General features: G+C 69.6%; 18 protein-coding genes and 1 tRNA gene. 11 read left to right on the top strand and 8 right to left on the bottom strand.

The window, feature by feature from the left end:
* Positions 1-56 precede the first annotated feature (56 nt).
* On the top strand, positions 57-275 hold the full coding sequence (locus tag Q0379_RS00870; protein ID WP_299003181.1) for a hypothetical protein: 219 nt from the start codon (positions 57-59) through the stop codon (positions 273-275).
* Here Q0379_RS00870 and Q0379_RS00865 read toward each other — a convergent pair.
* Positions 247-891 (bottom strand): nucleotidyltransferase family protein, encoded by a 645-nt coding sequence (locus Q0379_RS00865; protein WP_299003178.1) that lies wholly within the window; start codon positions 889-891, stop codon positions 247-249. The two genes, Q0379_RS00870 and Q0379_RS00865, sit on opposite strands and share 29 nt — an antisense overlap.
* Before the next feature lie 29 nt (positions 892-920).
* On the opposite strand from Q0379_RS00865, the gene moaA reads away from it, so the two are divergent.
* From moaA to moaC, 5 genes are read left to right on the top strand one after another with little or no spacing between them, the layout of a single operon-like run.
* The gene (gene moaA, locus Q0379_RS00860; RefSeq protein WP_299003215.1) at positions 921-1,964 is read left to right on the top strand and encodes a GTP 3',8-cyclase MoaA; all 1,044 of its coding nucleotides are present in this window, start codon (positions 921-923) and stop codon (positions 1,962-1,964) included.
* 2 nt (positions 1,965-1,966) lie between these two features.
* A complete protein-coding gene (locus tag Q0379_RS00855) occupies positions 1,967-2,206 on the top strand; it encodes a MoaD/ThiS family protein (protein WP_299003173.1) in 240 nt (79 codons plus the stop codon).
* Positions 2,203-2,646 (top strand): molybdenum cofactor biosynthesis protein MoaE, encoded by a 444-nt coding sequence (locus tag Q0379_RS00850; RefSeq protein WP_299003171.1) that lies wholly within the window; start codon positions 2,203-2,205, stop codon positions 2,644-2,646. The genes Q0379_RS00855 and Q0379_RS00850 overlap by 4 nt, the downstream gene beginning before the upstream one ends.
* A 12-nt stretch (positions 2,647-2,658) precedes the next feature.
* A complete protein-coding gene (moaB, locus tag Q0379_RS00845) occupies positions 2,659-3,213 on the top strand; it encodes a molybdenum cofactor biosynthesis protein B (protein ID WP_299003169.1) in 555 nt (184 codons plus the stop codon).
* 13 nt (positions 3,214-3,226) lie between these two features.
* A complete protein-coding gene (gene moaC / locus Q0379_RS00840) occupies positions 3,227-3,697 on the top strand; it encodes a cyclic pyranopterin monophosphate synthase MoaC (protein ID WP_299003167.1) in 471 nt (156 codons plus the stop codon).
* 7 nt (positions 3,698-3,704) lie between these two features.
* Here the strand turns inward: moaC and Q0379_RS00835 are convergent, their stop codons facing one another.
* The 5 genes from Q0379_RS00835 to tsaD all read right to left on the bottom strand — a co-directional run bounded on the left by Q0379_RS00835 (position 3,705) and on the right by tsaD (position 8,392).
* Positions 3,705-5,504, bottom strand: coding sequence for a HAMP domain-containing methyl-accepting chemotaxis protein (locus Q0379_RS00835; protein ID WP_299003162.1), 1,800 nt, complete (start codon positions 5,502-5,504; stop codon positions 3,705-3,707).
* A 122-nt stretch (positions 5,505-5,626) separates the two neighbouring features.
* Positions 5,627-5,992: a Rieske (2Fe-2S) protein gene (locus Q0379_RS00830; protein ID WP_299003158.1), complete on the bottom strand. Its 366-nt coding sequence runs from the start codon at positions 5,990-5,992 to the stop codon at positions 5,627-5,629.
* Positions 5,993-5,996: 4 nt separating this feature from the next.
* Positions 5,997-6,278, bottom strand: a complete 282-nt coding sequence (locus Q0379_RS00825) for a YciI family protein (protein WP_066682407.1) — start codon at positions 6,276-6,278, stop codon at positions 5,997-5,999.
* 15 nt (positions 6,279-6,293) lie between these two features.
* Positions 6,294-7,292, bottom strand: a complete 999-nt coding sequence (locus tag Q0379_RS00820; RefSeq protein ID WP_299003145.1) for an NAD(P)H-dependent glycerol-3-phosphate dehydrogenase — start codon at positions 7,290-7,292, stop codon at positions 6,294-6,296.
* A complete protein-coding gene (gene tsaD / locus Q0379_RS00815; protein WP_299003142.1) occupies positions 7,289-8,392 on the bottom strand; it encodes a tRNA (adenosine(37)-N6)-threonylcarbamoyltransferase complex transferase subunit TsaD in 1,104 nt (367 codons plus the stop codon). Before tsaD ends, Q0379_RS00820 begins: the two co-directional genes overlap by 4 nt.
* A gap of 71 nt (positions 8,393-8,463) precedes the next feature.
* On the opposite strand from tsaD, the gene hemC reads away from it, so the two are divergent.
* From hemC to Q0379_RS00790, 5 genes are all read left to right on the top strand, one after another.
* Positions 8,464-9,432, top strand: coding sequence for a hydroxymethylbilane synthase (gene hemC / locus Q0379_RS00810; protein WP_299003139.1), 969 nt, complete (start codon positions 8,464-8,466; stop codon positions 9,430-9,432).
* A 3-nt stretch (positions 9,433-9,435) separates the two neighbouring features.
* Positions 9,436-10,122, top strand: coding sequence for a uroporphyrinogen-III synthase (locus Q0379_RS00805; protein ID WP_299003137.1), 687 nt, complete (start codon positions 9,436-9,438; stop codon positions 10,120-10,122).
* Positions 10,123-10,165: 43 nt separating this feature from the next.
* Positions 10,166-11,044 carry a mitofilin family membrane protein gene (locus tag Q0379_RS00800; protein ID WP_299003134.1) on the top strand — a complete coding sequence of 293 codons (879 nt, stop codon included), beginning with the start codon at positions 10,166-10,168 and terminating at the stop codon, positions 11,042-11,044.
* Positions 11,041-12,576 carry a heme biosynthesis HemY N-terminal domain-containing protein gene (locus tag Q0379_RS00795; protein WP_299003131.1) on the top strand — a complete coding sequence of 512 codons (1,536 nt, stop codon included), beginning with the start codon at positions 11,041-11,043 and terminating at the stop codon, positions 12,574-12,576. The genes Q0379_RS00800 and Q0379_RS00795 overlap by 4 nt, the downstream gene beginning before the upstream one ends.
* Positions 12,577-12,617: 41 nt before the next feature.
* A tRNA-Thr gene (locus tag Q0379_RS00790) sits at positions 12,618-12,693 on the top strand.
* A 194-nt stretch (positions 12,694-12,887) separates the two neighbouring features.
* Here the strand turns inward: Q0379_RS00790 and Q0379_RS00785 are convergent.
* Together Q0379_RS00785 and Q0379_RS00780 are read right to left on the bottom strand one after the other, a co-directional pair.
* Positions 12,888-16,343: a DEAD/DEAH box helicase family protein gene (locus Q0379_RS00785; RefSeq protein WP_299003128.1), complete on the bottom strand. Its 3,456-nt coding sequence runs from the start codon at positions 16,341-16,343 to the stop codon at positions 12,888-12,890.
* A complete protein-coding gene (locus Q0379_RS00780; RefSeq protein WP_299003125.1) occupies positions 16,343-18,070 on the bottom strand; it encodes a DUF262 domain-containing protein in 1,728 nt (575 codons plus the stop codon). The genes Q0379_RS00785 and Q0379_RS00780 overlap by 1 nt, the downstream gene beginning before the upstream one ends.

The raw sequence follows: 18,070 nt of genomic DNA, 5'->3' as shown, positions 1-18,070 counted from the left end.
GACGGAATCGACCTATCCGAGCATTGTGCGCCTGTTCGCCAATGCGTGGGGTGTTCATGGCCGAGCTGTCCGGGTCCTCGGAGGACGAGATCGAGGACGATATCGCGGAGTTCCGCGAAGCTCTGTCGCGCATCCGCGAGGACCACCGCAGGGTCTTGCTGGTCCTCGTGCCCCGCCTGGCGGCGATGCAGGAGCGCGGCGACACCGAGGGCGCCTTGGCCCTGGTCGCCAAGATCCAGGCCATCCTCAGCGATCCCGAGCGCCCGCTCCAGTAGCGGGCCCGATCCGGGCCAGGTCCTCGGGTCGATCGACGTCGAGCAGCACGCCGGGGTCATCGACCTCCACGACGCTGACGCGGGGTCCGGCTTCGACGATCAGCTTGCGGGCGCCCTCGTCGCCCTCGCGTGTCCCGAGGGCGGCCAGCCAGTTCGCGCCGAACAGGACCGGATGGCCGCGCCGGCCCTTGTGGACCGGAACGACGATGCGGTCGGGCCCATCCCAGGCGGTCGCCAGGCGCGCCGGCGTTTCCGGCCGGATCGCGGGCATGTCGCCAAGAAAGACAAACACGCCATCGACATCCTCCGACACGGCCGCCGCGACGGCGGCCAGGGACGCTCCCATGCCCTCGGCGGCGTTGGGCGCGGGGACGAGCACGAGGCGCTCCAGCGCCTCCAGGCGCGTCGCCTCGGCCCTCAGCGCCGCGGCCAGCGGGAGATCGTCTCCGACCGCGACCAGAACCCGGCGCGCGGGGGCGGCGAGGGCTGTCCGCAAGGCCCATGCGACCAGGGGCGCGCCCTTCAGATCGGCCAGCAGCTTGTCGCCGCCGAACCGCGCGCCGCGCCCGGCCGCCAGGATCACGGCTTCCAAGACCGGGGTATGGCTTTGCGTCATCGACTCCAGCGCCTATCTTGCGGTCAGACATGACGCCCTATGACGACAGCCCCGCGCAAGCGGTCTTGGCGCCGATCGGCCCGCCCGCCCTGGTGGACGGCTTCGGGCGCGCCGTCACCTATCTTCGCGTCTCCGTCACCGACCGCTGCGACCTGCGCTGCGTCTATTGCATGGCCGAGCACATGACCTTCCTGCCGAAGGCCGACGTGCTGACTCTGGAAGAGCTGGATCGCCTGGCCTCGGCCTTCGTGGCCCTGGGCGTGCGCAAGCTGCGCCTGACCGGCGGCGAGCCGCTGGTGCGCAAGGGTTTCATGACCCTGGTCGAGCGCCTGTCCCGGCATCTGAAGTCGGGGGCTTTGGACGAGCTGACCCTGACCACCAACGGCGCCCAGCTGGAGCGGTATGCGACCGAGCTCGCGGGCCACGGCGTGCGGCGGATCAATGTCTCGCTCGACACCCTGGATCCGGCGGTCTTCCGCCGCCTGACCCGCGGCGGTGACGTCGCCCGCGTGATCGCCGGGATCGACGCGGCCCAAGCCGCCGGCATGGCGGTCAAGATCAACGCCGTGGCGCTGAAGGACGACAATGCCGGGGTGCTGCCGGATCTGATCGCCTGGGCCCACGCTCGTGGGTGCGACGTCAGCCTGATCGAGACCATGCCGCTGGGCGAGGTCGAGCAGGACCGCACCGACCAGTTCCTGTCGTTGGCGCAGGTGCGTCGCGACCTCTCCTCGTTCTGGACGCTGCGGGACATCCCGCTGGTCACCGGCGGGCCGGCTCGCTACGTGCGGATCGCCGAGACCGGCGGACGGCTCGGCTTCATCACCCCGCTCAGCCATAATTTCTGCGACGCCTGCAACCGCGTGCGCCTGACCTGCACCGGCACGCTGCACACCTGCCTTGGCCGGGACGACGCCAGCGATCTGCGGGCCGTGCTGCGGTCGGGCGCCGACGAGGCCGGCTTGCGCGCGGCGATCTTCGCGGCGATCGGCGCCAAGCCCCAGGGGCACGACTTCCAGATCGCCGCCGCCCGCCCCGCCGTGGCGCGGCACATGTCGACCACGGGAGGCTAGGCATGGCGCGGGTGCTGCTGTTCGGACGCCTGGCCGACCAGGCCGGCTGGCGTGACCGGCGGATCGAGGCCGGCGATCTTTCCGCCCTGCGCGCGGCGCTCGCCAAGGAGGACGCCGACCTGGGCGAGGCCTTGGCCGGTCCGGGGGTCCAGGTGGCCGTCGACAAGGTTCTGGTTCGCGGCGAGGCGGCGCTGGCCGCCGGGACCGAGGTCGCCTTCCTGCCGCCGATGAGCGGCGGATGACGGTCGCCCTGACCGACCAGCCCTTCGAGCCGGGCGCCCTGGTGACGGCCTTCTGCGCCCACCGCGTCGAGACCGGCGCCGTGGCGACCTTCGTCGGCCTGGCGCGCGCCGAGCGGGGCGCCGCCGCGGCCCTGGAGCTCGAGGCCTATCCCGGCTTCACCGAGGCGGCGATCGGCGAGATCGCCGACCAGGCCACGGCGCGCTTCCAGCTCCAGGATGTCCAAATCGTCCACCGCATCGGCCGGATCGCGCCGGGCGAGGCCATCGTCTTTGTCGCCACCGCCGCCGCGCATCGTCGCGAGGCGTTCGAAGCCTGCGACTTCCTGATGGACTATCTGAAGAGCCGCGCGCCTTTCTGGAAGAAGGAGCATGGCCCGGACGGCGCGCGCTGGATCGAGCCGACGGACCGCGATAGGACCGACGCTCAGCGCTGGGATTGAACGGAGACACGGATGTCGGAGGCGGGCCTAAAGCCGGGCGGCGGAATCAAGCCGGAGCTGCCGTTCAAGCCCGTGCGCGTGGCGGTGCTGACGGTCTCGGACACGCGCGACGAAGCGACCGACACCTCGGGCCAGATCCTGGTCGAGCGCATCTATGCCGCCGGTCATGAGCTGGCCGGCCGCATCGTCGTGCGCGACGACATCGAGAAGATCCGCGCGCAGGTTCGCGCGTGGATCGCCAGCAAGAGCGTCGACGCCATCGTCACCACCGGCGGCACCGGCCTGACGGGCCGCGACGTCACGGTCGAGGCGCTGGAGCCGCTGTTCGACAAGAAGATCGACGGCTTCTCGGTGGTGTTCCACCTGGTGTCCTACGCCTCGGTCGGGCTTTCCACCCTGCAGTCGCGCGCCACCGCCGGCCTGATCGACGGCGTCTTCGTCTTCTGCCTGCCGGGCAGCAACGGCGCGGTGAAGGACGGCTGGGACAAGGTCATTTCCGCGCAATTGGACAGTCGCCACAAGCCTTGCAACATGGTCGAGCTGATGCCCCGCCTGCTGGAACAATGAGGGTGGTTGGGCGATGAGCAAGCTGACCCACATCGATGACCAGGGCCGGGCCCGCATGGTCGACGTCTCCGACAAGCCCGCGACAGCGCGCGAGGCGGTCGCCGCGGGGTTCGTGCGGATGAGCCCCGAGACCCTGGCGCTGGCGGTCTCGGGTTCGGGGCGCAAGGGCGACGTCCGCGCCGTGGCCGAGCTGGCGGGCGTCATGGCCGCCAAGAAGACCTCCGACCTGATCCCGCTGTGCCATCCGCTGGCGTTGTCGAAGGTCGAGGTCTCGGTTGAGCCGGCCGACGGCGGCCTCGCCGTCACCGCGCGGGTCAAGACCACCGGCCCGACGGGCGTCGAGATGGAGGCCCTGACGGCCGCCTCGATCGCCTGCCTGACGATCTACGACATGCTGAAGGCCGCCGAGAAAGGCATGGTCATCGAGGCCGTGCGCCTGCTGGAAAAGACGGGCGGCAAGTCCGGAGACTGGGCGGCGGGATAGTCGGTTCTTAAGCCGCCGCGGCGCTCCGCGCCTCGGCGCTGATGCGCAGCTCGCCCATGCGCTGGGCCAGGCGCGTGGCTTCCTGGGCCAGGGCGTGGCTGGCGGCGGTGGTCTGCTCGACCATGGCCGCGTTCTGCTGGGTGACCTGATCCATCTGGGCCACGGCGCCATTGACCTCGACCAGGCCGCGAGCCTGCTCGGCGGCCGAGGCGGCCATGTCGCGCACCAGTCCATCGATCTGCTGCACCTCGGCGGCGATGGCGCGCAGCACCTCGCCGGTGCGGCCGACCTGCTGGACGCCATGGTCGACCTCGGCCGAGCTGGTGTCGATCAGGTCCTTGATCTCCTTGGCGGCGTCCGCCGACCGTTGCGCCAGCGCTCGGACTTCCTGGGCGACGACGGCGAAGCCGCGACCGGCTTCACCCGCCCGGGCCGCCTCGACCCCGGCGTTCAGCGCCAGGAGGTTGGTCTGGAAGGCGATCTCGTCGATCACGACGATGATCTTGCCGATCTGGGAGGAGGACTTCTCGATCGCCTCCATGGCTCCGACGGCCTGGTCGACGATGTCGCCGCTGGCGCTGGCGGCCTCGCGGGCCCGTTCGACCACCGAGCGCGTGCGGCCGGTCGTCTCGGCGGTCTGGCGCACCTTGGCGGTGATCTGGTCCAGCGCGGCGGCGGTTTCTTCCAGGCTGGCGGCCTGCTGTTCCGTGCGGCGGGCCAGGTCGTCGGCGGCCGAGGTGATCTCGCGCGAGCCGCCGTGGATCATGTTGGTGGCCTCGAGCGAGGCGGCGATGACGGCCGACAGTTTCTCGACGGCGGCGTTGAAATCGACGCGCAGGCGCTCGTAGCCTTCCGGGAAGTGGCGGTCGATCCGATGCGACAGGTCGCCGTCCGACAGGTGATCCAGCGCCTCGGCCAGGCTGCTGACAACAGCCTTCTGCACGGCGTCGGCCTCGTCGCGACGGCGCTCGGCTTCACGGCGCTCGAGTTCCAGCGCCTCGCGCACGTCGGCGGCCTCGAGGTCCTTCTGGCGCGCCTCGATGGTGTCATGGAAGGCGCGCAGGGCGTGGGTCATCTCGCCGATCTCGTCGTGGCTCTTGATGACCGGCAGGACGACATTGACGTCGCCATTGGCCAGGGCGCGCAGGGCCTTGGTCACCGACGTCAGAGGCAGGATCAGGCCTTGGCGCGCCATGACGATCAGCAGGCCGGCGAAGACGCCAGAGGCCAGGAGCAGGATCCCCATCAGCGCCTGACCCATGACGCCCAGCGCCTTGGCTTCATTCGCGTCGTGCGTGGCGGCGGCTTCGATCTTCTGGGAGGCCGCCTCCATCTTGCCCTCGAGCGCCGAGAACTGGGTGGCGAAGCCGGGTAGGCGGGTCCGGGCGCCGGCGGGGTCGGTGTCGGCGATGGCGACGATGCCGTTGGCGGCGGCGATGTAGGCGGCCAGCGGCGCCTTCACCTCGGAAAGGGCCGCGCTCACCGCCGGGTCATGAGCCAGCCGGCCGCCCTCGGCGATGTCCTGCTTGAAGGCGGTGGTGTGCTCGGCCAGGTCGGCGCGGACGGCTTTCAGGTCGACGCCAAGGGCCGGGTCGCTGGACATGATGGCGCCCATGACATCGGCGCGCAGGGCGTCATGCATCATGTCGCCGTGCATGTGCAGGCGCAGGATGCGGGCCGAACCCTCCGCGCGGACCAGGGCCAAGTCGAGGCTGTGGGCCACCCACAGGCCGGTTCCGGCCGTCGCCGCGCACAACAGGGCGGCCCCCGCCGCCGCGCCCATGACTTTCCGCCCGAGGGACGCCATGTCGAAATCTCCGCCTTCGCTTGAACGCGGGGAGGATGCGGGATGATTTGGCTAACGGCGCTTAATCCCGTCGCCCAACCGACAGTGGCATAGTGTCGCAAGGATCTCGGAATGGCTGTCGTTCAGGCGGCGAAGACTTGGCCGTCGCGGACGGCCACCGGCCACGGCGCCAGGGTCTGGTTCGGGCAAGGCCCGGCGACGCAGGCGCCGTTCTCGATCTTGAACAGCGCCCCATGGCCCGCGCACAGGATGTAGTCGTTCTCGCGCGTCAGATAGCGACCCGCGAACCCCGCCAGCGGCCAGCCGGCGTGCGGACAGCTGTCGACATAGCCCACGAGCGTCTCGCCCTGGCGCACCACGAAGCCGGCGAACAGGGCGTCGCCCTCGCGGAACCGGAAGCCCTTCGAGCCGGGCGAGGGGATCTCGTCCAGCGCGCAGAGCGGGGTTCCGGCCGCGGGGCGGGCGGGGTTGTCGGGATCGCCGCGCAAGGCGTCAGAGCGAGCCGATCGCCACGCGCCAGGGGCGGACCTCGACGCTCTCGAACACGCCGGCGGCGGTGAAGGGGTCGTTGTCGGCCTGGGCCTGGGCGGCGGCCAGGTCCTCGGCCTCGACGATCAGCAGCGAGCCGATCGGATTGCCGTCGTCGCCCAGCAGGGCGCCGGCCAGCTTGAGGCCCTTGGACTGGTTCAGATAGTCGAGGTGCGTGGGGCGCGTCGCCAGACGGGTGTCCAGCGCGCCGGGCTTGTCCTTGCAGAGGATGGCGAAGAGGGCCATGCGGCGATCCTTGTTCTAGAAGCCTTCGGATTTCAGAGGGCGGGCCAACAGGGCGGCGATGGCGGCGTCGACCGCCAGCTCGCCGTCGAGGATGGCCGCAACGGCCTCGCAGATCGGCGTTTCGACGCCCAGCTTGCGGGCCAGGGCGCGGACGGCGGGGGCCGAGGCGACGCCTTCCGCCACTGACAGCTTGCCGGCCAGCGCCTGCTCCAGGGTCAGGCCCTGGCCCAGCGCCAGGCCGACGCTCATGTTGCGCGACTGCGGGCTGGAGCAGGTCAGGACCAGATCGCCCAGGCCGCACAGGCCGTTCAGCGTCTCGGCGCGGGCGCCCAGGGCCACGGCGAAGCGGGTCAACTCGGCGAAGCCGCGGGTGATGACCGAGGCGTGGGCGCTGCGGCCCAGTCCCTTGCCCTCGACCACGCCGCAGGCGATGGCCAGGACGTTCTTCACCGCCCCGCCGGCCTCGGCCCCGATCATGTCGCCGGCGACATACGGACGGAAGGTCGGGGTGGCGATGGCGTGGGCGATGCTGCGTGCAAGACCCTCGTCGTCGCAAGCCAGGGTGACGGCGGTCGGCAGGCCGCGCGCCACCTCGCCGGCGAAGCTGGGGCCCGACAGCACCGCGATCGGCGCGCCGGGGATGGTCTCGGTCGCGACCTCGGTCATCAGCTTCAGCGAGCCCTGCTCGACGCCCTTGGCGCAGAGCACCACCGGAACGCCCGGCTTCAGATGCGGAGCCAGCGCCGCCAACGCCGAGCGCAGGTGCTGGGCCGGGGCGACGGCCAGGATCAGGTCGCAGGCGGCCAGCGCGCCCATGTCGGCGGCGGCGCGGATCGCCGGCTCCAGCGCCACGCCCGGCAGGAAGAGGGCGTTCTCATGGGCCTCGTTGATCGAGGCGACCACCTCGGCCTCGCGGGCCTGCAGCGTGACTTGCAGGCCGGCCCGGGCGCAGACCTGGGCCAGGGCCGTGCCCCAGGCCCCGGCGCCGATGACGCCCGCGTGGTGGAAGGTCATGCCTTGGCTCCCTTGCGGCCGTAAGCGTTGGCGGGATTGGCGAGCGCGGCGGCCTCGTCCAGCGGCCAGCGTGGACGGGCGACGGCGTCGAGGTCGTCGGAGATCCCCAGGGCCAGCCGTTCGGCGCCGGCCAGGGCGATCATCGCGGCGTTGTCGGTGCAATAGGCCAGGGGCGGGGCGGCGAAGCTGAAGCCGTTCTTCTCGCAATTGGCCAGCAAGGCGGCGCGCACTGCGCCATTGGCCGCCACCCCGCCGGCGACGACGAAGCGCAGGTCGTCCGCCCCGTGGGTCTCCTTGTAGAGCTTCATCGCCCGATCGACCCGCTCGGAGAGCTGGCGGGCGATCGCGGCCTGGACGCCGGCCGCCAGGTCGCGGCGCTCGTCGTCGGTGGTCAGGGTCTCGGCGATCCGCGCCGCCGCCGTCTTCAGGCCCGAGAACGAGAAGTCGCAGTCTTTGCGGCCCAGCAGGGCGCGCGGCAGCGGATAGCGGTCGGGGTTTCCGCCGACGGCCAGCTTTTCCAGCGCCGGACCGCCCGGATAGGGCAGGCCCAGGCTCTTGCCGATCTTGTCGAAGGCCTCGCCCGCGGCGTCGTCGATCGTGGTGCCCAGGCGCTTGCAGGCGCCGACGCCGGCGACTTCCAGCAGCTGGCAGTGCCCGCCGGAGACCAGCAGGAGCAGGAACGGATAGGCGACCTCGGCGCCCAGACGGGCGGAGACCGCGTGGCCCTCCAGGTGGTTGACCGCCACCAGCGGCACGTCCCGCGCCAGCGACACCGCCTTGCCGAACGCCAGGCCGACCATGACCCCGCCGACCAGGCCCGGACCCGCCGTCGCCGCGACGCCGTCGAGGTCCTCGAAGCCGAGTCCGGCCTTCCGGATCGCCTCGGCCGCGATGGCGTCGATCGACTCGACGTGGGCGCGGGCGGCGAGTTCGGGCACCACCCCGCCGAACGGCGCGTGCTGCTCGAACTGGGTGCCGATGATCGAGGACAGCACCTCGACCGTGCCGTCCTCGGCGCGGCGCACGACCGAGGCCGCGGTCTCGTCGCAGCTGGTCTCCAGGCCGAGGATGGTGAGGCTCGAGGGCTTAAGGGCGGTCATCTGGTTGCGGGGCTTTCGCCGCTCCTGTAGCAGCGAGGATGAATTTCGCATCCGCAGGTAACGTTCCGACCGTGTCCCGGCAACCTCCCATCCGCATCGGCGCGCGCGGCTCCAAGCTGTCGCTGGCGCAATCTGGACTGATGCAGGCCCGTATCGCCGCCGCCCTCGGCGCGCCCGCCGGCGCTTCCAAGGACGAGATCGAGGCCGTCGCGCCGCTGATCCCGATCGTCACCAGCGGCGATCGCATCCAGGACCGCCGCCTGATGGAGATCGGCGGCAAGGGCCTCTTCACCAAGGAGATCGAGGAAGCCCTGCTGGACGGCCGCATCGACTGCGCCGTCCATTCGCTGAAGGACATGCCCGCCGAGCTGCCGCCGGGCTTGGTCCTTGCCGCCACGCCGGAGCGGGAAGATCCGCGCGACGCCTTCATCAGCCATATCTGCGAGCGCTTGGAGGACCTGCCCAGGGGCGCGCGCCTCGGCACCGCCTCGCTGCGCCGCCAGGCCCAGGCGCTGCACGTGCGGCCTGATCTCGAGATCGTCATGCTGCGCGGCAATGTCGACACGCGCCTGGCCAAGCTGGAGCGCGGCGAGGCCGACGCCATCCTGCTGGCCCAGTCGGGCCTGAACCGCCTGGGCCTGGGTCACCTGACCAAGAGCTGGATCGACCCCGACGCTTGCCCGCCGGCCCCAGGCCAGGGCGCCCTCGTCATCGAGACGCGGGCCGAGGATGTCGGCGCGCCGTGGCTGGACGCCATCCGTTGCCGTCCGACCACGATCGCCGTCGCCGCCGAGCGCGGGGCGTTGCTGGCGCTGGAGGGCTCGTGCCGCACGGCCATCGGCGCCCGCGCCACCCTGGACGGCGCGCGCCTGTCGATGATCGTCGAGGCCCTGACCCCGAACGGCGCCCAGCGCTTCCGACGCCATGGCGAGGTCACGCTGTCGGGCGCTGACGACGCCGGCGAAGCCCTGGCCCTGGGCCTGAAACTGGGCGGCGAGGTCCGCGCCGAAGGCGGCGACGCCATCCTGCTGCCGGAATAGGCCATGGGTGAGGGCGCGCCGGTCTGGATCACCCGCGCCCTTCCTGGCGCCGAGGCGACCGCAGCCAAGGTCGCGGCCCTGGGCTTCACGCCGGTCGTCGATCCGTTGCTGGAGGTCGCGCCGAGCGCGGCGTCGATCGATCTGGCGGGCGTCTCGGCCCTGGCCTTCACCAGCGTCAACGGCGTCCAGGCCTTCTCGGCGCTTTCCGATGTTCGGGCGCTGCCCGTCTTCGCCGTGGGACGCGCCACGGCGTCGGCGGCGCGCGAAGCCGGCTTCGCCCAGGTCGCCAGCGCTGAGGGCGATGTCGATGACCTGGCCCGCCTGGTCGTCGCCGCCGCGCCGGGCCCGGTCCTCTGGGCGGGCGCGCGGGAGCCGGCGGGCGATCTCGTCGGGACGTTGAATGAGGTCGGCGTCGCGGCGCGCGGCGTGGCGGTCTATGAGACGGTCGAGCGCGCGCCGTCCGACGCGACCGTGGCCCTGCTGGACCAGCCCCTGACCGTGCTGCTGCACTCGCCTCGCGCGGCGCGACGTCTGGCCGATATTCTGGGACGCCGACCCGCCGCCGCCTTGCGGGCGCTCTGCCTTTCCAAGGCGGTCGCCGCGCCTTTGGAGCCGCTGGTCGAACCCGGCTCTGTGGCCTGCGCGCCGCGCCCGGACGAAACCGCGCTGCTCTCCCTGCTGACAGCTTAAGCGCAAAGTTGCGCGGCGCGGCGGCGTGGGGCACGAATGGCGTATGAACGCCGCACCCGACCCCGCTGAAATCGTCGCCCCCAGCGATCCGGCGCTGTACGCGCGCAAGAGGGTGATGGGCCCCAGCGTCTGGGTCTGGCTGTTCCTCTGCCTGCTTTGCGCGGTGCTAGGCGCGGGCGTGGCTTGGTTCGGACCGACCCTGTTCCCGGCGAAGTCCTCGCCGACGGCGCCGATCTCCGCCGCGCCCAGCCCCAAGCCGATCGCCGAGCGCCTCGCGCCGACCCCCACGCCCACCGTCGAGGCCAGCGTCGCCGCGCCGGTCGCCCCCGCCGCCGATGTCGAGCGCCTGGACGGTCGGGTCACCGCCCTGGAGACGACCCAGAAGAGCGTCGCGGACGCCGCCGCCGCCGCCCTGGCGGTCTCGACCATGGCCGAGGCGGCCAACAGCTCGCGTCCCTTCCCGGAGGAGCTCGCCGGCCTTCAGCGCGTCCTGCCCGGCTCGCCCAGCCTACGGGCCCTGGAGCCGCTGGCGCGCCTGGGCGCGCCGACGCGCGCCGGCCTCGCCGTCCAGTTCGGCAATCTGGCGGGCCGCGCCGCCAGCGCCGCGCGCAATCCCGGCGCCGACGCCGACCTCTTCGCGCGTATCCGCTACGCGCTGTCCAGCATCGTCTCGATCCGTCACGTGGGCTCGATCAAGGGGTCGACGCCGGATGCGATCCTCGCCCGCGCCCAGGTGCTGCTGGACGAGGGCGATATCGAGGGCGCGGTGGCGGCGCTGGAAGCGCTGCCAGACCCGGCCCGCGAGGTGTTGGCCCCCTGGTTCGCCGCCGCCAACCGCCGCGTCGAGATCGACCGCCACGTGGCCTCGGTCCGCGCCGACGCCCTGGCGTCCCTGGCTCGCATCACGCAGGCCGCCCCATGACCCGCGTCGTCTTCGCCCTTTTCCTGGTGGCCGCCGTGGCGGTCAGCGTGCTGGCCCTGACCGGCGAGCCCGGCCGCGCCTCGCTGGAATGGATGGGCTGGCGAATCGAGATGACGGCCGCCGCCGCCGCTCTGCTGACCCTGTTCTCGGCCCTGCTGTTCACCGTGCTCTGGCGCGGCGTGATCTGGATCGTCGAGGCCCCGCGTCGCGCCGCCCGCGCCCGGGCCGAGGCCAAGCGCAAGCAGGCCATCGAAGCCCTAACGCGCGGCTTCCTCGCGGTCGCGGCCGGCGATGGCTCCGAAGCCCGCCGACTCGCCCAGAAATCCGCCGAACTGGCCGAGGACGCGCCCGGTCTGGTCCGCGTCCTGGCCGCCCAGGCCGCCGAGACGGCGGGGGATCGCGGCGCGGCCGCCAGCGCCTACAACGCCATGCTGGGCTTTCCAGAGATGCGTCTGGCCGGCCTGCGCGGGCTGATGCAGGCGGCTCAGGCCGATGGCGACCGGCAGGCGGCGCTCCGCTACGCCGAGACCGCCTATGGCCTGGCCCGCACCGCCCGCTGGGCCTGGCGCGCCCTGCTGGAGGCGCGGCTGGAGGCCGGCGACTGGGCCGCGGCCCTGCAGCTGGTCCAGGGCGCCCTGGAACGCAAGATCGTCTCTCCGGCCGTGGCCGAGCGCAGCCGCGCCGCCCTGCTGGCCGCCTCGGCCGCCAGCCTCGAGGACTCGCCGGACCCGAAGGTCCGCGCCCAGGCGCTCGACTTCGCCAACCAGTCGGTGAAGCTGAAGCCCGACTTCGCGCCGGGCGTGATCATGGCCGCCCGCCTGCTGGCCGACGACGGCAAGACGGCCAAGGCCGGCCAGCTGATCGAGACCGCCTGGAAGGCGCAACCTCACCCGGCGCTGTGGCTCGCCTATCGCGACCTGAAGACCAACGAGACGCCCAAGGCCCGCGCCCAGCGTCTGGCCGCTCTCGCCGCGATGCGCCCCGAGGTTCGCGAGAGCCTGATCCTGCGCGTCGAAGCGGCTCTGATCGGCGGCGATCCGATCGCCGCCCGCGCCGCGGCCCGGCTTTTGGACGACGAGGCCCCGACCGCCCGGTTCGCGGGACTGATGGCCCGCGTCGCCGCCGCCAACGGCCAACCCGACGAAGCGCGCGCCTGGATCGCGCGCGGCATCGACGCCCCGCGCGAGCCCGACTGGTCCGACCTCGACCCCGAGGGCCGCGCCTTCGCCTATCAGCGCGAGGACTGGGCGCGCCTGGCGGTCAGCTACGCCGAAACCGGCCAGCTGATCCATCCGCGCCACGAGCGCCGCGAGCGCACGATGAGCGACCTGCCCGAGATCCCGTCGGCCTACGTCGAATCGACGCCGTTCATTCGCGCGGCCGAGACCGGCGGCGCCCTGATGCCCATTCCGGACGATCCGGGCGTGTTCGACGCCCCGCCGCTTCCGGACCCGCCGGAACCGGCTCCCGCGCCCCGTCGCAATTCTAGTGCAAGACGGCGCTTGGCAAGCGGCTCGCGCCCCGCTAAATAGGCGCTCCCTTCGCTCCGGGATCGCTCCCGAAGCGTCCGTGGGCCGCCTTAGCTCAGCCGGTAGAGCGGCGCATTCGTAATGCGTAGGTCAGGTGTTCGAGTCACCTAGGCGGCACCACTTTTTCTCAATAAAATCAGCATATTATACACCTTGCGCCGACCGGTGCTTAGCGCCTGCGTTGAGCGTGGAACCAAGGTGGAAACACCGCGCGAAAGTGATCTTATCCACAGATAAGTGTGCTGCCACACGGCCTACGCCGCCGAACTCGTTCAGCTCGGAATCTCAAATGGGATCCTACAGCCTCAAACGAACTATGCGGCAGCGCGCGCTTTTACGCTCTCCAGGATCTCGATGACGGCAGTGGTGTCGGCCAAGCTGAAGAGTCCCGCGACGCCCAGCGGATTGAAGTCCGTGAACGGGCTTTCGTAAAGCAGCCCCGGCTCCATCTGCCCCCGTTCTGTCAGATGCGTGATGACCATGTTCAGGAACTCGATCTGGCTCGCGGAGAGGTTCCGGCCCGTCATGAAGCTCGCAAACGCGGAATTCGCGGCCTCGCGGTCAAGGCCGACCAACGAGCGGACGAAGAGCCCTAGACCGCCTTCCGCGCGAACCCGCTCTATATCATCCGGCTCCGCGACACCGGCGTGCACAAATATCCGCTCTAGCTCGGCGAGGTCGGTCGCCGTCAACGGTTCGTTCCTGCGAAGCTTCAGCACGGCGATGTGGTTGGCGTTCTCCTGAAGGAAATGCTGAGCCTTTCGCCGGAAGCGTTCCATGTCGGCGCCGACATTGGTTCCCCTCAGCTCAATCTCGGTCCCGACGCCGATCTCATCCTCGAAGTCCGTTCGGACGATCGAGCGCGGCTTCGCCTCGATAAGCTTGATCAGGCCGCGTAAGCGACGGCGCAGCGTCTCCAGAATTGGAACGGTGACGCCTTCCCAATAGTCGTCAGACTGGATTTCAAGGATCAGCGCCATCTCATGGGCGACCATGGGAATGGTGCGCTTCTCCTCAAGCAGGCCCGCCAATCCGACGATCTTTTCCCGCAGCCCCTGGAAGCTGGCTTCCGAGCGAAGAAGCGCTAGCTGGGCGCGGAGCACAAGAAGATCGAACTGCTTCGCTGCCACGTCTTCGTCGGTAACGCTGCTGGGGAGCGCCGCGATCTGATGGGTCAACTCGGCTTGATCGTCGAGACCTAGCCGGCGCCATGCATCCGGGTCAGCGTACTTCTCGACCAGACGCCGCTTAGGCCGGACCAGGAAGTTGTCCAGGCTCATGCCTTGGACGATCTCACGCAGCCCTTCGGCTAGGTCGTCGCGCAGCGCCTGTGTTTGGTCATGGCCTGCGTAGCTTTCCGCTACGGCGGAGACATCCGTTTGCCCCTCTGGGAAAACGCCAGGCGGCGTTGGTCTGGGTAAGCCGTCCAACGCGCTGATCAGCTCGACGCGACTGGCGAATAGCCGTTCGCTCAGAGAGGCGCCAATCGAGCCGTCCGTGACATTCGGGTTCTGGTTGAAGAATTCCAGGTTCTGACAGAAGTCGAAGATCGTGAAGAACGCCTTGTCCTGGCCGGGACCGAACAGGTCTGGGCACAGGCGCGTCCCGCGCCCCACCATCTGCCAGAACTTCGCCTTGGACCGCACGATCTTGAAGAAGACGAGGTTCACCACCTCCGGCACATCGATGCCGGTGTCCAGCATGTCGACCGAGACGGCGATATGCGGGGCTTTGTCGGCCTGGGAGAAGTCGTCGATCAGGGTCTGCGCATAGGGATCGCTGGAGATCACCACCCGCGCGAAACTGCCTGCCAGCGCGGGATAAGCTAGGTCAAAGCGCTCGACGATGAAGCGCGCATGGTCCTGGTTCTTGGCGAAGATGATGGTCTTGCCCAGTCGGTCGCCATCGGCGACGCGCTGACCGTGCGTCATCAGGTGTTCCAGCACCTTGTCGACGGTATCGGCGTTGAACAGCCACTTGTTGACCGCTGCTGGCTCGACGACCGCCGGCACATTGCCGTCTTCGTCCCATTCGACGGCGTCCCAGGCTTCCTTCTCGTCGTCGGAGAGGTCGTCGTAGCGGATGCCTTGTCGCTCAAAGCGAAGCGGCACCGAGATCGCCTTGGGCGGCACCAGATACTTGTCGCCGACGGCCTCATCCAGACCATAGGCGTCGGTCGGCACGCCGCTCTGAAGGTTGAACAGTCGGTAGGTGTCGCGGTCTATCTCGTCCCTGGGCGTCGCCGTCAGGCCGACGAGCATGCTGTCGAAGTAGTCGAAGATCGCGCCGTACTTGCGATAGACCGATCGGTGGGCCTCATCAATGATGATCAGGTCGAAGTGACCGGGGCCAAAGCGTCGCGCCACGCTATCGTCCTTACGGTCGATCAGGCCCATCATCGTCGGATAGGTCGAGACGTAGACCCGTCCCGTCGACTCCCGATCGGTCATCAGATTGACCGGCGCGGACGAGGGGAGGAACTTCTTGAAGGCGGCGGCGGCCTGCTTCACCAGCGCCTTGCGATCGGCGAGGAACAGGATGCGGCGCGCCCAGTTGGCCTTCATCAGAAGGTCCGCCAGAGCGATGACCGTCCGCGTCTTGCCCGAGCCCGTCGCCATGACCAGAAGGGCGCGGCGTTGCTTGTCGACCTCGAAGGTCTCGGCCACCCGCCGGATCGCCCGCGTCTGGTAATAGCGCCCGGCGATCTCACTATCGATCTCGATGCTCGCGAGGCTGCGCAGGCTCGTGCGGCGGCGGATCGCCAGTTCCAGTTCGTCCTTGGTCAGGAAGCCCTGCACCGGACGCGGCGGATAGCGCCGATCATCCCAGATCCAGTGCTCGTAGCCATTGGTGTAGAAGATGATCGGGCGCTGGCCGGTCTCGGCTTCCAGGCAGTCGGCGTAAAGCTCGGCCTGGCGCTGGCCGACGCGGGCGTCCTTGCGCGTACGCTTGGCCTCGACCACCGCTAGGGGTTTGCCATCGTCGCCTCGCAGCACATAGTCCACGAAGCCGACGCCCGGCTCATTGGGCATTCCGGCGACCTCGACCTCTAGAGCCAGGTTGCCAGCTTCCACCGACCATCCGGCCTCCAGCAGCAACTTGTCGATAAAGAGATCGCGGGTCGCCGCCTCGCCGTAGTCGTGGTCATCGGGCTTGGCGCTGTTCGTGGCCTTCGTGGCGGCGATCTCGGCGCGAACGGCGGCAAGCTCCGCCTCCAGGGCTAGGCGTCCCTCCTCACTGGCCCGGGCCTTGGCCTCGGCGGCCTCGCGGGCCTTCACGGCTTCGACGAAACGCTCCGCAGCGGCGTTCAGCTGCTCCAGGCGTTGCGCGGGCACCGCCTTGTTGAGGGGGAGGGTGTCCGCCGAGAATGTCAGCGAGCCGGAGGGCTTTTCCCCACGGGCATAGGTCCGCGCCAGCCAATAGCCGACGTGGAAGAGCTCCCGCGCCGCCGCTATGCCGTCCGAGGCGGGGACGGCGCGCGACTCATGTGCCGCGCGGTTGCCCAGATCCTTCAGGATGCGCGCCTTAGCCGAGAGCGCGGACCCGACAAGGGTTCTGAACGTCGGCTCATGGATCCGCGCCGATAGCGTCCGCTCATAGGGCGACTTCAGTGTGTTGTCGTGGCGATAGAGCCAGTCGACGATCGTCTCCAGGGTCAGGCGGGCGTAGAAGCAGGCCCCCCGCGCATCCGTGCGCGCCAAATTCTCGACCCGAACCGCCAGGTCGTGAACCTCTGGAAACTCCGGTGCGAGGAAGGCGAACTGGGACATCAGGCAAGCCCCGCCTTTTTCTGGATGAAGTGGTTCATGCGCTCAGCCAGCGCCTCGCGCCTCTGAGCCAGGAAGTCTGGATAGGTCCCGACCGTCAGCACGCTTGGATCCGTCGGCACGCATTGCGAGGAAAGCGCCTCGACGCCTCGCTTGGCGATGATCTCCGGCAGGTACTCCGAAGGCGGCTTGCGCCCTAGCTGCTGGTTTGTGCGTCCCGAGATGAAGGCCATATTGGCGATCTCGTTGATGTCGCCGGTCTCGAAGCCGTGATCCTTCAGAAGCGCCTTCGGATAGATGTGATGCCACTGGATGAAGTGCATCTTGCCCTGGTGGGTCAGGGATAGGCCAAGGCCGCTGTGCCAGTCCTTGGCGCCGGCATCCTTCAGGGCCAGGTAGGCCAGCGAGAACAGAGGGCTATTGGAGCCACGGGCTTTCAGGTCGCCCGGCTCGATGTGCAGTCGCCCGAATTGCCGTTCGACAATCGACAGGAGCTCGGCGGCGTCACAGCCTCGCCGGAAAATGACGGCGAGGTCCTCGTTTAGCAGGGTCTCGGTCGAACCGCGCGAATAGCGGCCTCGGGCGTTAGCGACCAGCAGCCAGTGCAGCAGCGCCCGCTCCTCGGCCTGATCCAGCTTGTGGTTCTTGGCGTGACCAAAGGCCGCTAGTGCGTGGAGGAACATCGGCGAGGACAGCAGGCTCTGGTCCTCGATCCCCGCATTGGCCCGAAGGAAGTTGATCGCGAAGTTGAGGCCGCTCTTGGCCTGTTCCCAGCCCGCTTGCAGGCGTTCCAGCGAGGTCGAAGCCACGCTCCGGAAGAGGCACTGCCCGGTGGCGAACACAACGATCGCCCGGACAAGTTGGCCCAGGTCGATGAAGAAGCCGCTGGTCTCGCATTCGGCCTGATAGGCTTCCAAGAGCGGCAGCAGGTTCCGCCAACGCGAGGTCATCTGGGCGAGGGCCAGGTCGGAGGACCGCAGCTTGGCGCCCGCCGAGTTCACCCGCACAAAGATCTCGGTGACCTCGTCGTAGCTCATGCTCCGTTCCAGCACGTGGACGACGTAGCCGTAGTCGCGGATCTTTTTCAGCCGAGCCAGACGCGCTTGGTACTTGGCGAGGCGGGGGTCATCCAGGCTGCTCACGCCCGCCTTCTTGAGGATCGCGAGCTCTTCCTTCTCGAAAACGTCGCTGACCGAGACCCAGTTCGGCTGCGCCTCGATCGCCTTGCTGGCGACGACGAAGGTCCGTTGATTGAAGCGGTCGCTGACGGCGTTTTCCTCGCTGGCTTCGTCGGCGTCGTCAGTCAGCTCGTCGTCGGGCGTCAGCGGGCTCTCGTCCGGCGTCTCTTCCTCGACCTCGGCGCGGGGTGGGCCATCTGGGTGGTCGAGATTGAACAGGATGCGCACGGGGCGCTTCCGGCCTCGCACCGTCACTGGCTCGCCGCTCAGCACGGCGGTTAGCGAGGTCAGGCGCTGCTGACCATCTAGTAGCAACTTCCGACCAGCGAAGGCGGTGGTCTCCTGAGCGACGGCGAAGTCGCGGGTCGGGACCGGTTCGTCGGTTTCCCACATCAGGATCGAACCGGACGGATAGCCGCGATAGAGGCTGTCGAACAGGTCCCGCACCTGGGTTCCGCGCCAGACATAGTGGCGCTGGATCTCCGGCAAGCGCAGCTCGCCGCGCCGATACATGTCGACCAAGGTGCTGATCGGGACGGTCTGCTGCTGCAT

The sequence above is a fragment of the uncultured Caulobacter sp. genome (genome assembly GCF_937900395.1).
Taxonomy (GTDB): domain Bacteria; phylum Pseudomonadota; class Alphaproteobacteria; order Caulobacterales; family Caulobacteraceae; genus Caulobacter.
This window is presented reverse-complemented; position numbering and strand designations above follow the sequence as displayed.